At 61.4% G+C, this 14,021-nt stretch carries 13 protein-coding genes and 1 riboswitch; of the genes, 7 read left to right on the top strand and 6 right to left on the bottom strand.

From position 1 onward, the window contains the following. Positions 1-87: 87 nt before the first annotated feature. The 6 genes from GM415_RS09220 (at position 88) to GM415_RS09195 (ending at position 7,141) form a co-directional block, all read left to right on the top strand. The gene (locus tag GM415_RS09220; protein ID WP_158947517.1) at positions 88-960 is read left to right on the top strand and encodes a hypothetical protein; all 873 of its coding nucleotides are present in this window, start codon (positions 88-90) and stop codon (positions 958-960) included. After that, complete coding sequence (locus GM415_RS09215; RefSeq protein WP_242012217.1) at positions 957-1,970, top strand: DUF362 domain-containing protein; 1,014 nt, start codon at positions 957-959, stop codon at positions 1,968-1,970. Before GM415_RS09220 ends, GM415_RS09215 begins: the two co-directional genes overlap by 4 nt. A 37-nt stretch (positions 1,971-2,007) precedes the next feature. Next, a complete protein-coding gene (locus tag GM415_RS09210; RefSeq protein ID WP_158947516.1) occupies positions 2,008-3,264 on the top strand; it encodes an arylsulfotransferase family protein in 1,257 nt (418 codons plus the stop codon). A 70-nt stretch (positions 3,265-3,334) separates the two neighbouring features. Continuing rightward, a complete protein-coding gene (locus GM415_RS09205; RefSeq protein ID WP_158947515.1) occupies positions 3,335-3,556 on the top strand; it encodes a hypothetical protein in 222 nt (73 codons plus the stop codon). A gap of 337 nt (positions 3,557-3,893) precedes the next feature. After that, a riboswitch (cobalamin riboswitch) is annotated at positions 3,894-4,078 on the top strand. Positions 4,079-4,189: 111 nt separating this feature from the next. Beyond that, positions 4,190-6,157 carry a TonB-dependent receptor plug domain-containing protein gene (locus GM415_RS09200; protein WP_158947514.1) on the top strand — a complete coding sequence of 656 codons (1,968 nt, stop codon included), beginning with the start codon at positions 4,190-4,192 and terminating at the stop codon, positions 6,155-6,157. A 129-nt stretch (positions 6,158-6,286) separates the two neighbouring features. Beyond that, positions 6,287-7,141: an ABC transporter substrate-binding protein gene (locus tag GM415_RS09195; protein ID WP_158947513.1), complete on the top strand. Its 855-nt coding sequence runs from the start codon at positions 6,287-6,289 to the stop codon at positions 7,139-7,141. Between the two features lie 36 nt (positions 7,142-7,177). Here the strand turns inward: GM415_RS09195 and larB are convergent, their stop codons facing one another. From larB to GM415_RS09165, 6 genes are all read right to left on the bottom strand, one after another. After that, positions 7,178-7,921 carry a nickel pincer cofactor biosynthesis protein LarB gene (gene larB / locus GM415_RS09190; RefSeq protein ID WP_158947512.1) on the bottom strand — a complete coding sequence of 248 codons (744 nt, stop codon included), beginning with the start codon at positions 7,919-7,921 and terminating at the stop codon, positions 7,178-7,180. Positions 7,922-7,927: 6 nt separating this feature from the next. Next, positions 7,928-8,758: an ATP-dependent sacrificial sulfur transferase LarE gene (larE, locus tag GM415_RS09185; protein WP_158947511.1), complete on the bottom strand. Its 831-nt coding sequence runs from the start codon at positions 8,756-8,758 to the stop codon at positions 7,928-7,930. Between the two features lie 10 nt (positions 8,759-8,768). Beyond that, on the bottom strand, positions 8,769-10,133 hold the full coding sequence (gene larC, locus GM415_RS09180; RefSeq protein WP_158950859.1) for a nickel pincer cofactor biosynthesis protein LarC: 1,365 nt from the start codon (positions 10,131-10,133) through the stop codon (positions 8,769-8,771). A gap of 78 nt (positions 10,134-10,211) precedes the next feature. Next, a complete protein-coding gene (locus tag GM415_RS09175; RefSeq protein ID WP_158947510.1) occupies positions 10,212-11,357 on the bottom strand; it encodes an aldo/keto reductase in 1,146 nt (381 codons plus the stop codon). 299 nt (positions 11,358-11,656) lie between these two features. Then, positions 11,657-12,103 (bottom strand): CGGC domain-containing protein, encoded by a 447-nt coding sequence (locus GM415_RS09170; protein ID WP_158947509.1) that lies wholly within the window; start codon positions 12,101-12,103, stop codon positions 11,657-11,659. A gap of 83 nt (positions 12,104-12,186) precedes the next feature. Then, on the bottom strand, positions 12,187-12,867 hold the full coding sequence (locus tag GM415_RS09165; RefSeq protein WP_158947508.1) for a FadR/GntR family transcriptional regulator: 681 nt from the start codon (positions 12,865-12,867) through the stop codon (positions 12,187-12,189). Positions 12,868-13,198: 331 nt separating this feature from the next. On the opposite strand from GM415_RS09165, the gene GM415_RS09160 reads away from it, so the two are divergent. Further along, positions 13,199-13,996: a transporter substrate-binding domain-containing protein gene (locus GM415_RS09160; RefSeq protein ID WP_158947507.1), complete on the top strand. Its 798-nt coding sequence runs from the start codon at positions 13,199-13,201 to the stop codon at positions 13,994-13,996. Positions 13,997-14,021: the final 25 nt, after the last annotated feature.

The following is a 14,021-nucleotide window of genomic DNA, read 5'->3' as shown; positions in this document are numbered from 1 at the left end:
GGATAAAATACTATTGCCAGATCCCTGGACAATTTTTCCCTGACAATACAATTCATTTATGTTTAGTTGAAGACAGTGGAGAACAGGATGCCCGAAGACATCACCACCGCCCTTATCGAGACATTGCGCCGCCGCGCCCTGGAGCGGAACTCAGCGGTCCCAGCAACCTGGGACAGGCCTGACGCCATGGCCTGGACCGCCTTGGGCCTGGCCGCGCACGGCGTGGACCCGGAGCTCACGGAACAGCTCCGGCGCGGGCTTGCGGAGCGCCAGTTGCCGGACGGGCGCATCCCCCTGAGCCCGCAGACGCCCCGGGCGGTGTGGCCCACTTCCATGACCCTGCTGGCCTGGCGCGAAGACCCGGCCCTGGCCGAGCCACGAGGTAAAGCCAAGGAATTTCTGCTGACCCACCGAGGAACCAGCATCGAAGGGCTCTCCGACGTCGTAGGCCACGACGCAACGCTGCAGGGCTGGCCCTGGATTGACGAAACCCACTCCTGGGTCGAACCCACGGCACTGGCCCTCCTGGCGTTGACAGGCGAGGGATTGGCGACGCACCCGGCAGTACGCGAAGGCGTGGCCGTGCTGCGCGACCGGGAACTGCCGGACGGCGGCTGGAACTACGGCAACCCCAAAATCTACGGTTCGGTCCTCCTGCCCATGCCCGAATGCACCGGCATCGCGTTATGCGCCCTGCGCAACGAAATGTCAGGGGACGAGGCCGCAGACAGCCTGGCCTACCTGGAGTCGGAGTATCCCGGCCTGCGCACGCCGCTTTCCCTGAGCTGGACGATCATGGGGCTCTCGGCCTTCGGACGACGTCCGGCTGACGTCGAATCCAAGGTGGCGGAGTCCTTTGCACTCCAGGAACGATATGGCCCGTTCGAATCAACCCTCATCGGCCTGCTGGCGGCCTGTCTGGCGGAAGACCCCTTTTCCCTCCCGGGAGGTGCGGCGTGAGCGGCAAATCGAAAAAGACCTTCTCGCGGAGGGAGCTGCTCATGGCGGCGGCCGCCGGAGTGGCCCTCGCGGGGATCGGAATTCCCGTGGTGCGCTGGGCCAAGTACCTTTTCGAGAAAAAGGAGCAGGTCTTCACCGCTTCGGTTCCCGGCTACGACCGGGACATGCTCGGCGCGCTCCTCAACGGATTCCGTGAACTAGGCGTGACGCCCGAGGAGATCCGGGGCAAGCGAGTGCTGCTCAAGCCCAACCTGGTCGAACCGCACACCGGCGCGGGCCAGATCAACACCCACCCGCTCTTCCTGCGGGCCTGCATCGAGGCCTTCCTGACACTGGGCGCGGCATCCGTGGCCGTGGGCGAAGGACCGGGCCATAGGCGGGACACCTACCACTGCCTGGAGACCACGGGAGTGGGTGACATCCTGCAGGAAGACCACATCGCGTTCGCCGATTTCAATTTTTCCCCGTTCCGGGCGACCCCCAATCCGGCCAACCGGTCCACTCTGGGCGACCTCTTCCTGCCCGACCCCCTGCTCGCTGCCGACCTGGTGGTGTCCGTGGCCAAGATGAAGACCCATCACCTGGCCGGGGTGACCCTGACCATGAAGAACCTCTTCGGCGTCATGCCCGGCAGTGTGTACGGCTGGCCGAAAAACGTCCTGCACCACGCAGGGATCATAAACTCCATCCTCGACATCAACGCCACGGTGAAGCCCGCCTTCGCCATCGTCGACGGCATCGTGGGAATGGAAGGGGACGGCCCGATCATGGGAACGCCGGTGCAATCCGGCCTGGTGGTCATGGGGCGCAACCCCGCAGCCGTGGACTCCACCTGCGCCCGGCTCATGGGCATCGATCCGCTGAAGATTCCCTACATCGCAGCGGCCTCGGGTTGGCTGGGGACCGCAGCCGAGCGCAACATCGAGCAACGAGGCGAAGCCATCGCCGCCCACCGGCGGGACTTCCAGCTCATAGACACCATAGAGGCGCAACAGGGTATCCGGCTGTAACCTTTACAGCCGCGTACACCGACACAGGAGCCCATACGTGAAAAAGAACATTCCGCTCATTCTCTTCTTCCTCTCCCTCATGTTCTTTTCCTTTGGATACGGCTTTCTGGCCGGCGTGGGAAAGCTCTTTCCCTACCACCAGCTCAGGGATGCCATCGTAGCCATCGGCGACGAGCTTCACCCCTGGTTTTACGTCAAGGCGGACACCTCTAGGGTACAGACCGTCAATGACCCCTCACGCACGATGAAAGGTCTCAACCTGGTCACCGGAGTGGGGCCGGACAAGACCCTCACAGCCAAGATCGTCGACATGGACGGAAAGGAGCTGCACCGCTGGGACGTTGACTGGTTCAGCATCTGGCCGGACGCGGACCACGTCGGCAACCGCAAGCCGAAGACCCGCCCCGGCACGACCATCGACGGGGCCGTGCTCACACCCGAAGGCGACCTGATCTTCAACTATGAATACCTCGGCCTGGTCAGACTGGCCAAGGACGGCCACGTGGTCTGGCGGCTCCCCTACCAGACCCACCACACCATCTACACGGACGACGACGGCAACCTCTGGGTGCCGGGGATGATCGATAGAACCGAACCGCTGCCGGGCTTCCCCAACTACCGTGCGGACTTCGTGGAATACACCGCGATCAAGGTCTCCACGGAAGGCAAAATTCTTCGAGAGATCAAGCTGTTCGACGTGCTCAAGGATAATGGCCTGTACGGGCTGCTGACCATGGCGACCACCAAGCAGATGGACACTACCGTGTCCGGCGACACCCTCCATCTCAACGACGTGGAGGTCTTTCCCCGCCACATGAAGGAAGGTTTCTTCCGTCACGGAGATGTCATGATCTCCCTGCGCAACCCAAACGCCATCCTGGTGCTCACGCCCGACGGCAAGGTCAAATACGCCTCCATCGGCAAGTACGTGCGGCAGCACGACCCCGACTTCGTCGACGGAAACAGTTTCTCCGTATTCGACAACAACAACATTACGGGCGCGGCTCATCCATCCAGCCGCATAGTGCTGGAGCACGCACCCTCGGGCAAGACCGAGACCATCTACGAGGGAACAGATGCGACCCCCTTCTTCACCGACATAATGGGCAAGCACCAATGGCTGCCCAACGGAAACCTGCTCATCACCGAGACTCGGGGCGGCCGCGCCTTCGAAGTCGCGCCGGGTGGGGAAATCGTGTGGGATTACCACAACGTGGCGGGGGAGAATATCCTGGGAGCCCTGGACGGAGTTCAGCGTCTTCCGGCCCAATTCAACACGATCTTCGGCAGGTAGACCCGGAAGACAAGCCGGACAAATTAACGTATATGCTTGTGCCAGCATATCCAAACCATGAGGTAATCCCATGACCGCCATACTTCTAAGCGTCTGTTTCGTCCTGTTCCTGATAGGCTGTCCCGCCGTTGCCGAGGCCTACATAGGCCCGGGGGCCGGGCTGTCGGCCATCGGCTCCTTTCTCGCGCTGGTCGCGGCGGTGGTGGCGGCTATCTTCGGTTTCCTCTGGTACCCGATCAAGAGGATGATGCGCCGCCGCAAGCAGGACCAGCAGGACGGCAACGGGGAATAACGTTCCGCCGCACAAGATACCATGTTCGCCGACATGCCGGGCCGGGTCCGACGGCGCGATTCCCCGTTCAACGCCACGGCACCTCTCAAGTCGTCGGAAGCGCCGAGCGAACCGTCTCGCGGCATAGCTCCCGATCCGAGCCACGCGAAAGGGGTCCGTTGCGCCACCGGGTATCACAGTATTCTTTACGCAAAGATCGCGGCAGGGCCTGGAAGGACACCCCTCCAGGCCCTGTTTCATTGCCGGAAGCCACACAGCTTGACAGCCGTCCGGTATATTGAATAACTACCCATCTTCGTTGGGCTCTAGCATGTTCACATGTTCGAGCCCGTGGCTATTCCATACATACCTTTCGGGTCCCTGCCTTGCAGGGATAATTGGGAAGTTCGGTGAGAAACCGACGCTGGCCCGCAACCGTGAGAGGGGACGAAAGCCGCACGCAGCCACTGGGAAATTCCTGGGAAGGCGCGGCCGGTAGGATAATCCTCGAGCCGGGAGACCAGCCCAAAAGGTGGATTTTGAAGGCTTCGAGGCAAAGCCTGAGAACACATCCGCCGCCCTTTGGGCCCCGGTCGGTTTTCTCATTATACCCCCTCGGAGCCTCCTGTAACGCTGCAACAGGAGGTTTTTTTCATGCGTGTCGTAGCGATGCTGCTGGCATTTCTCATCTCAACTTCAACAGCCTGGGCGGAGGTCCCCGTCCCAACGGCGTCGGCCGGCGTAATGCCGGAGATCGTGGTCACCGCCACGTCCACCCCGATGCCGGACAGGGAAGTCCCGGTCCAGGTCCAGATCATCTCCTCGGAAGACATACGGAAGTCGGACGCAAAGGACATTTCCGACGTGCTGGCAAAGTATGTCCCCGGCCATTTCCACAAGTACGGCCAGGACTACTCTTCGGTGGGCATTCGCGGCTTCCGGAGCAACAGCATGGTCGGGACCGACCTGAAGAGCAGAACGCTGATCCTCGTTGACGGCATGCGGGCCGGGACAGGCCGCGTCAGCTCCCTGCCGGTGGACAACGTGGACCGTATCGAGGTCGTGCGCGGTCCGGGGTCCGTCATCTATGGCGGCTCGGCCATGGGCGGCGTAATCAACATCATCACCCGCCGGGGCAAGGGAGGGCTCTCCGGAAACGTGGGGGCAGAGGTCGGGACCTTCGGCCAATACCGGCTTGCCGCGAGCGTCTCCGGCGCAACTGACGGTGACACCCTCGGCTACGCTGCCGCTGCCCACGGAGAGCGGCAGGGAAGCTACACCACCGGAGGCGGAGACGAAATCGAGAACTCCCAACTGACCGACCGGGGAGTAGCCGCAAGCCTGACATACCGCCAGGCCGAAGACCGCCGTCTCCATATGGCCGCCATCTGGAACTACGCGGACAAGGGGTCGCCCGGCTCCGGCCGCTACCCAAGCGCCACGGATAACAGCGAGACCGAGTACCAGCGGCTCGCCTTTGACTGGACCACGGATCGCGGCCAAGCCCGGACGGGCTGGTATGCGCGAGGCTACGCCGTGCGGAGCGGCTATGTCTGGAACGAACACGACACGGAAATCGACACCATCTCCGGCGGATTGAGGAGCGGGGTGGACATCACCACGGGTGAGTTCGGCAGCCTCCTCGTTGGAATCGAGTATGACAGGATCGAGGAGAAGCAACGGGAAAGCGTCTGGGGACCCAACACCCGCTACGACAACTACGCGCTGCTGGCGGAACAACGCATCACCGCAGGCGACTTCATCTTCTATCTCGGCGGCCGCCTGGATGACTACAACATGAAGATGAAGGAGACACCCTCCCTCACCGTTTCCGAGGATTCCAGGAAGTTCTCGCATATCAGCTGGCGGGGCGGAGCGGTGTACGACGCCGCAGAGTGGCTGGGCCTCCGAGCCGCCGTGGGCACGGGCTTCCGCGCTCCTTCAGCGGAAGAGCTGGCCGGCTCCTATACCACAACCTGGGGCGCGACTTACAGCGGCAATCCCGACCTGAAGGCGGAAACCGCCATCACGGGCGAAGTCGGAGCGGACTTCTATCTTGCCGACGTCACGGCCGGTCTGACGCTGTTCCATACCAGGAGCAAGGACACCATCACGAGCACGGGGACATTCCCCAATTACACCTATGAAAACATTGAAGGCGTCGACCTGACCGCCCTGGAAGGAAACATCCGCTCAGTCCATGAGACGGATTACAAGGGAGTGCGGATCGCCTTCCGGCCCTACCTCAACGGAATCTACTACCTTGACCGCAAGAACAGGGACGACGCCCTGAACAACGCCCGTGGGACCGACATACCGTTGTACATATCCAGGCTGAGTGTCACCGCAGGGCTGACCACGGAGTTGGGCGAACGGTTCGTGCACGATCTGAACGTGGTCTACGTCGGGGATCAGAAGGTGCAAAGCTTCAAGACCACGCCGTCCGAGTACAAGACCATGGCAGGCTACGCCGTGTTCGGGACCCGCCTGACCTTCAAGCCCGCCGCCGGGCTCAGCACCTATGTGGACGTGCAGAACCTGCTCGACACGAAATACGACTGCGTCGACGACTACACCATGCCGGGCAGAAGCCTGAAGCTTGGGGTGAACTACGACTTCTGACCAATCCGCGCCCGCTCGACGGGCGCGGTCTTTCTTTTCGATACCGGGACGGACTTGTGCCGGGAATTTGACCGGCCTCCATGAGAGCATTGCCTTGTGGACACGCCTGCAGACTATGAAGGAAGCAATATGAAGGGAAGACTTGGGAAAACTCTGGGCTGTTTAGCCCTGCTTGCGGCTCTCGCCCTCCCCTGCGACAGCCGGGGTGAAACGACCCGGGCGGCCCGAAGGATAGTATCCCTGGCGCCAAGCGTCACCGAAATCCTCTATGCAATGGGAGTGGGTAAACGTGTCGTCGGGACAACCGAGCACAGCGACTATCCCGCCGAAGCCGCAGGGCTGCCCACAGTGGGGCAATACATGAGCCCCGAGCTGGAGCGGATAGTGGCACTCCGGCCGGACTTGTGCGTGGGGCTGTCCGAAGCCACTTCGCCCCGATTGGTGGAAGCGCTCGCCCGGCTCGGCATCCCGATGTTTCTGACGAACGCATCGCGGCTGGACCGGATGCTCGATTCCATCGGCGAGCTGGGGGCCTTCCTCGGTGTCGAGGAACAGGCCCTCCGTCTGAAGCGGCAGTACTCCGAGAGGCTGGAATCCATCCGCAGGTTCGGCAACAAGGCCGGGCACCCCCGCGTGCTGACCATCATTTCCGTTTCGCCGCTCTATGCCGCAGGACCGGGCTCGTTCATAGCCGACATGGTGCGCTGCGCCGGCGGAAACCCGCTGGGTCTGGATGATGGCAAGGCGTGGCAGGGTCTCTCCCGGGAGGCGGTTATCTGGCTCAAGCCGGATATTATCCTGTTTGCCGCCCACTCGGGAAGCATCCCGGAGTGGATGCGGCAGTACCCTCTGGACAGCGCGGAAGTCGTGGCGATCGATCCCTCCCTGGTAATCAGGCCCTCTCCGAGACTGATCGACACGGCCGGATTCCTGGCCAGGGAGTTTCACCGGCTGTCTGCCGAACCAACCACGCCAAACGAATAAGAGGTGTTCCGAATGCGGCTTCCGTCCTCCGGCCCGCTACAGATTGTTGATCTTACAGGCCGCGCAGGCCGCGCCGAAGCCGTTGTCGATATTGACCACGGTGACGCCGCTGGCGCAGGAGGTGAGCATGCCGAGCAGGGCCGACAGCCCCGAGAAGGACGCGCCGTAGCCGACGGAGGTGGGCACGGCCACGATGGGTTGGGAAACCAGCCCACCGACCACGCTGGCGAGGGCGCCCTCCATGCCCGCGATAACGATGATGACGCGGGCCTTGCGGATATCGCTGAGGCGGTCCAGCAACCGGTGGATTCCCGCTACACCCACATCGGACAGGATGGTGGCGTGACTGCCCAGCATCTCGCAGGTAGCGCGGGCCTCCTCGGCCACGGGCAGGTCCGATGTCCCGGCGGTGACGATGGCGATCTCCCCTTCCCGATATTCGATGGGCTTCCGGGCAAGGGTCAGGGCGCGGCCCAGGGCGTTGTACTCCGCGTCGGGACAGACGGACAGTACGTGAGCGGCCATTTCCCCGGACACGCGGGTGGCGAGGATATTGTGGTGATCGCCCATGCGGGAGAAGATCTCCCCCACCTGCTCCGGGGTCTTGCCCTCGCCGTAGACCACCTCGGGAAAACCATTGCGCAGGGAGCGGTGCAGGTCGAACTTCGTGTGCCCCAGGTCCATGTAAGGGAGGTCGCGCAGCAGTTCGCTCCCGTTCTCCACGGAGACCTTTCCGTCCCTGATATCCGTCAACAGCTTGGTTAAAGCGTCACTTGTCATATATCGTTACTCCTTCGATCCGGCTTTGGTAGCCGGCTCGTTCAGGCTGCCCATGCTGTATCCGGCAAGATCCACGGCCACGTGGCGGTATCCCAGTTCCCTGAGCCGCCGGTTGATCCGCTCGCGGAACGTGGAGTTCACGCAGGAGGAGATGGATCTTGCAGGCAACTCGATGCGGGCTACGGAACCATGGATGCGCAGGCGCACGTGGGTGAACCCGAGTGACCGCAGGAACTCCTCGCCCCTGTCGATACGCTCGAGCTCCTCTTCCCGGATGGCGGTGCCGTGGGGAAGGCGCGTCAGCAGACACGCCCCGGCGGGCTTGTTCCAGGTGGGCAGGTCGAGCTCCAGCGATAGATCACGGATGTCCTGCTTGGTCAGCCCCGCCTCAAGCAGCGGGCTGCGCACGTTCAGTTCCTTGACGGCCCGGCGGCCCGGGCGGTGGTCGTCCAGATCATCCACATTGCTGCCGTCGAGAATGTATTTGATGCCCTCTTCCCCGGCCATGTCGACCAGCCGACCAAAGAGAAGCTTCTTGCACAGATAGCAACGCTCTGGCGGATTGTCCCGAATCTCCTCGGGAATGTCCGTTTCAACAAGCCTGTGCTCCACCTTGAGGGCCTTGGCCAAGTCCACGGCGCCAGCTATCTCTTCCTTCGGGGAATAGGGCGTGGCGAACGTCACCGCAAGGACATTGTCACCCAGTGCTCGCTGGGCGGCATGCAGCAACAGGGCGCTGTCCACACCGCCTGAGAAGGCCACGAGGACACGCTCCATCTCGCGCAATTCCGCAAGCAGTGCGGCGTATTGTTGTTTCTGTTTTTCAGTGAGGGGCATGCCGCGTCTCCTATTCCGATCCACCGATGATGTCGTAAACCTTCACCAACGGAATGCCTCTGTTCCGGGCTATCTCGCGGCACTCCTCAAACTCCGGCTTGGAATGCAGGACCTCGCCGTTCAACAACGCCCTCTTCATGGTCACGGGACCGAGCGGGGTCTCCACCTTTTCGAACCGCCGCTCCAGTTCAGTCTTTTCCAGCGAAAAGGACTTAACCCCGAGGGTGGTGGTGTGCCGGAACAGGAGTTCCTTGAAGCGGGGCTCCTCGTCCTCGTCGCACAGCACGGAAACCATGGTGGCCGGGCGATTCTTCTTCATGACAATGGGCGCGAAGTGGACGTCCATGGCCCCTTCTTCCATGAGCAGGTCCATGACGCCGCCGAGCAGCTCGCCGGTCATGTCGTCGATGTTGCATTGCAACAGACGAGCCCGGCTGGTGCGGGGTCCCCCGGACAACTCGGCGTCGGCCAGGTGGACGCGCAGCAGGTTGGGCCGCGCGGTCTCCTTGTGGCCTATGCCGTAGCCCGTGGCCGTGGCCGTCATGGCAGGGGCGACGGTGAACTCGTCCACCAGCGCCGCGAGGATGGCCGCGCCCGTGGGCGTGGTGGCCTCGATGTCCGTGCCGCCACGTGTGGTCGGAATGCCTTGCAGGATCTCCGCCGTGGCCGGGGCAGGCACCGGGATGACTCCGTGGGCGCACCGCACAAACCCGCTCCCCAGTTCCACAGGGGAAGCCAGGACCGCGTCAACGCCCAGGCTATGGTAGCAGATGGCCGCGCCCACGATGTCCACGATGGAGTCAGTGGCCCCGACCTCGTGAAAATGGACCTCGTCCACCGACTTGCCGTGCACCTTGGCCTCGGCCTCGGCCACTCTGCGAAAAATGCGCAGGCTGGTCTCCTTGACTGCGTGGTCCAAAGTGCTGGCCGCGATGATCGTGCGGATAGCCGCAAAATCGCGGTGCGGGGCGTGCGCCTTGTGTGCGTCGCCGCCCTCCCCGTGAGCATGGCCGTGCGCGTCGTGGGCATGATGATGCCCGTGCACGTGCTCGCCGTGAGTGTGTTCATGCGCCTGATCGCCATGGGTGTGGCCGTGCGCATGGTGCTGCTCATGATCATGGTCGTTGGCAGCACCATCGCCGTGTCCGTGAGCATGACCGTGTTCATGAGGCTCTCCGGCGAGGCGGACGTCCACGCGCGTGCCGTGAATGCCGTTGCGCGCGTCCCTGGTCACGACCAGCTCGAATTCGTCTCCCAGGCCGAGCTTATCCAGCTCGGCCCGCAAGTGATCCGGCTCCACGCCAAGGTCGATCATGGCCGCCAGATTCATGTCTCCGCTGATGCCGGAAAAGCAATCATAATACAGTATTTTCATCATGTTCCTTCGGTTATGCAGGAATCAACCGCGCCGAACAGAGCAGCTCGTATCCTCACGAACGACAGTACGTTGCCCCTATCCCTCAAGCTCTGCGACAACCCGCTTGAGCACCTCGGGGATGTTGATCCTCTGGGGACACTTCTCCAGGCACATGCCGCACTCCACGCACTGGGAGGCGAAACCGGGCTTGCGCTGGAGCACCGCGCCCGCTGCGAAGACGCCGTACATCCTCTTTCCCTCCGCCTGATCAAACAGGTGTGCCTTGTTCAGCAGATCGAAACAAGTGGGAATCTGGACATCAGCCGGACACGGCATGCAGTACCCGCAGCCGGTGCATCCCACCTGCATGAGCTTGCGGTAGGTGGCGGCCACGCGCCGTGTCAGGTCCAACTCGTTCCGGCTAAGGGAATCCGCCTCGGCAACCTCGGCGATGGCCATGTTCTCGCGGATGTGCTCCTCGTCGTTCATGCCGGAGAGGACCACGGTCACCTCGGGGTGGTTCCACACCCAACGCAATGCCCATTCCACCGGGGTGCGCGGGGTTTCGGCCAGGTCCCAGATATCGGCGACGGCCTGCGGCGGTGTAGGCAGCGCAAGGTTGCCGCCGCGCAGGGGTTCCATGACGACGACGCCCATACCCTTGGAGGCCGCATACTCCAATCCCTTGGTACCAGCCTGGAACTCAGTGTCCAGAAGATTGTACTGAATCTGGCAGAAAATCCAGGGATACGCGTCCACGATGGGTGCAAAATCCTCGGCCAGGCCGTGGAACGAGAACCCCGGATTGACGATGCGGCCGTCTATTTGTGCCTTCTTCAGGAAATCCTTGACGCCGAGCGCTTCAATGGTCTCCCAGGACGGACCGGACAACGCGTGAATGAGGTAATAATCGATATGGTCGGTGCCGAGCTTCTCCAACTGGGCATTCAGGAACGTGTCCATGTCTTCCCGGCTCTTTATCATCCAGGTCGGCAACTTGGTGGCGATCTTGACCTTCTCGCGGTAGCCGTCCCGCAGGGCCTTGCCGAGCAGCGGCTCGCTCTCTCCGTTGTGATAGGGCCAGGCGGTATCGAGGTAGTTCACGCCGTCATCAATGGCCCGGCGAATCTGGGCGATTGCCCGTTCCTCGTCTATCTTGCCATCAGTCATGGGCAGCCTCATGCAGCCGAATCCCAGAGCGGAAAGTCTGTCGCCGTTCTTAGGCATTGTTCTGTAAAGCAATATTTTCTCCTTATTGAATATTTTCTTCTTGAAGCCACCGGGTTCAACCGATCGCGTGCAGCATACATATCAGTGAAAGAAAGTAAGTGCCTGCCTGTTCATGGCAGATTTTTGCCTAATCCTACGGTCGGCAAAAGAAAAGCGATAATGTCTCGTACTCCTGGCAAAAACATCTGCGCACGGCCCGTGTTGGCACCTCCGACCGGATGCTTCGCCCAAACATGACCGCAAAACGCATAGGACCTGCCGCTGTTTGCAACAACGGCAGGTCCTTTTTCGCTGGAAAATCGAAGCCTCGGCTAATCGTATGCCTTGCGGGTCGCCTCGTCCGACATGGCTGCGGAAAGGACAGGTTGCCACTCCGGGGCTTCCCAGGAGCCAAGCTTCGTATGGGTGGTCAGATACTTTTCCGGGATGGGGTGGGTCCCGACCACAACCTTGATCCCGTAGCGGTCTTCCAGAAACGACTTGAAGGTACCTATGTGCGGACAGGGCGGGTAGCCGACGATCAAGCCTGTCGCCAGGTGAATGACGTCGACGCCGTTCTTGACCATCTCGTCACCGAGATACTCGACGTTGCCGCCGGGACAACCGTTGCAGGATGTGTATCCCACCAACTCCACTTCCTTTCCTTCATATGCCGAGAACGCGCCTTCCCGCTCCCGCATGGCGCGAAGGCATTTGCCCCCGGCGCAGCTCCGGTAGCGGTCACAGATTACAATGCCGATCTTGATCGGATTACTCATGAGAACTCCTTCGGCCGCTCCCGGCGGCCTGCTTTCCATCGACCCTATGGACAGAAAATTGTGTTCAACCGGTTCCCATTCTCCTACTCGACGAGATTCACCCCGGCCCGCCTGGCCACGCCCTTGATGTGCTGTTCCATGGCGTGCCGCGACTCGGCCGAGCGCCTAGCCCGAATATGCCGGATGATTTCCTCATGCTCGCGTACCGTATCCTCCACGCTCTCGTCATATTCCAGCGGGAGTTTCTGGCTCTCGAAAAACAAGCCGAAGAAAGGCGTCAGAGCCTCTGTGAAGAAGCGGTTATTGGCCGCCTCTATCATCTGGGAATGAAAGGCGAAGTCCAGCCGTGAAAACTCGGCGTGATCCTTTTCTCCGACGGCAAGGCGCATGGCTTCGACTCCGACGGTCATATCCTCGATCTGCGCCGCAGTTGCGTTGACGGCCACCAGCCCGGCGATGGCAGGTTCGATGGCATATCGGAATTGATACATCTGCGACTCGCGGCCGGAGAGCGTCAGGCGATCCGACCAGACTGCCCTGATCGGGGCCGGGGAATCCTTGTCCACCAGGAAGGCTCCCTTGCCGGGTTTGATCTCCACCCGCCCCATGGTCTCCAGGGCGACCAGCGCCTCGCGAATGGTCGGCCTGCTGAACGGCAGCTTCTCGGCCAACGTGCGCTGGGAAGGCAACTGGACTCCTCCGGTCCAGCCATTTTCCGCGATCATGGCCTCGATGCTTTCCACTGCTTCATCAGATCGCGACATGCGCCCGCTCCCTTCTTGTACATTCTGGTCATTATCACTCGAACCTTCGCGTATTTTTGATTACTCGCACGCGAGCCACCGGTCAACTGGTCTTACCAGTCTACCTACCCATCTAAACCACAGGCAGTAATATTCTGTCCACTTCTTTTTTTATGCTCTACATTATTGTAGTTTTATCGCTAGTTTTCCTTTTTTTGTAAATTTAATATAAATTTTTAGAGAATTAATTTTCCACATTGACAATATCAGCAATATGTACCACCAAAGACTTACCGGTCTTACCGGCTGGTCAAAAACACCGTTTTACCGTAACATCAATTGGAGAGAGAACATGAAAACCACAATTCGCACCATCTGCACCCTGGCGCTCGCGTTTGCGCTGACCGCCGTTCTTACGGCGGCCCCTGCCATGGCTTCCGACACCCTGGCCCAGGTCAAGGATTCCGGCGTCCTCAAGGTCGCCGTTCCCCAGGACTTTCCGCCGTTCGGCTCCGTGGGCTCGGACATGCAGCCCATCGGCTACGACATCGACATGGCCTCGCTGATCGCCTCCAAGCTCGGCGTCAAGGTCGTGCTGGTCCCGGTCACCAGCACCAACCGCATCCCCTACCTGACCACGGGCAAGGTGGACCTGGTCATCTCCTCGCTGGGCAAAAACCCCAAGCGCGCTGCGGTCATCGACTTTTCCGACGCCTACGCCCCGTTCTTCAACGGCGTCTTCGGCACCGCTGACGAAAAGATCGGCAGCGCAGCCGACCTGGAAGGCAAGACCGTCGCCGTTACCCGCGGCTCCATCGAGGACCTGGAGCTGACCAAGATCGCCCCCAAGTCCACCGTTATCAAACGCTTCGAGGACAACAGCTCCACCATCACCGCTTACCAGTCCGGCCAGGTGGACCTGGTCGCTACCGGCAACGTCGTGGCCGCTTCCATCAACGAGAAGAAGCCCGCCAAGATGCTTGAGACCAAATTCATGATCAAGAACTCCCCCTGCTACGTCGGTCTGGCCAAGGAACAGCCCGCGCTCATGGCCCGGGTCAACGCCATCATCGCCGACGCCAAGAAGGACGGCTCCCTCGGCAAGATCTCCGAGAAGTGGCTGCACAACCCCCTGCCCGAAAACCTGTAGCAACCATCCGGGGCGGGAGGCTGGC

Source organism: Pseudodesulfovibrio cashew, from assembly GCF_009762795.1.
In the GTDB taxonomy this organism is placed as follows: Bacteria; Desulfobacterota; Desulfovibrionia; order Desulfovibrionales; family Desulfovibrionaceae; genus Pseudodesulfovibrio; species Pseudodesulfovibrio cashew.
This window is presented reverse-complemented; position numbering and strand designations above follow the sequence as displayed.

Coding starts and splice junctions, on each gene's coding strand:
- GM415_RS09220 (WP_158947517.1), top strand. CDS start 88: ATGCCCGAAGACATCACCACCGCCCTTATCGAGACATTGCGCCGCCGC.
- GM415_RS09205 (WP_158947515.1), top strand. CDS start 3,335: ATGACCGCCATACTTCTAAGCGTCTGTTTCGTCCTGTTCCTGATAGGC.
- GM415_RS09200 (WP_158947514.1), top strand. CDS start 4,190: ATGCGTGTCGTAGCGATGCTGCTGGCATTTCTCATCTCAACTTCAACA.
- GM415_RS09195 (WP_158947513.1), top strand. CDS start 6,287: ATGAAGGGAAGACTTGGGAAAACTCTGGGCTGTTTAGCCCTGCTTGCG.
- larB (WP_158947512.1), bottom strand. CDS start 7,921: ATGACAAGTGACGCTTTAACCAAGCTGTTGACGGATATCAGGGACGGA.
- larE (WP_158947511.1), bottom strand. CDS start 8,758: ATGCCCCTCACTGAAAAACAGAAACAACAATACGCCGCACTGCTTGCG.
- larC (WP_158950859.1), bottom strand. CDS start 10,133: ATGAAAATACTGTATTATGATTGCTTTTCCGGCATCAGCGGAGACATG.
- GM415_RS09170 (WP_158947509.1), bottom strand. CDS start 12,103: ATGAGTAATCCGATCAAGATCGGCATTGTAATCTGTGACCGCTACCGG.
- GM415_RS09165 (WP_158947508.1), bottom strand. CDS start 12,867: ATGTCGCGATCTGATGAAGCAGTGGAAAGCATCGAGGCCATGATCGCG.
- GM415_RS09160 (WP_158947507.1), top strand. CDS start 13,199: ATGAAAACCACAATTCGCACCATCTGCACCCTGGCGCTCGCGTTTGCG.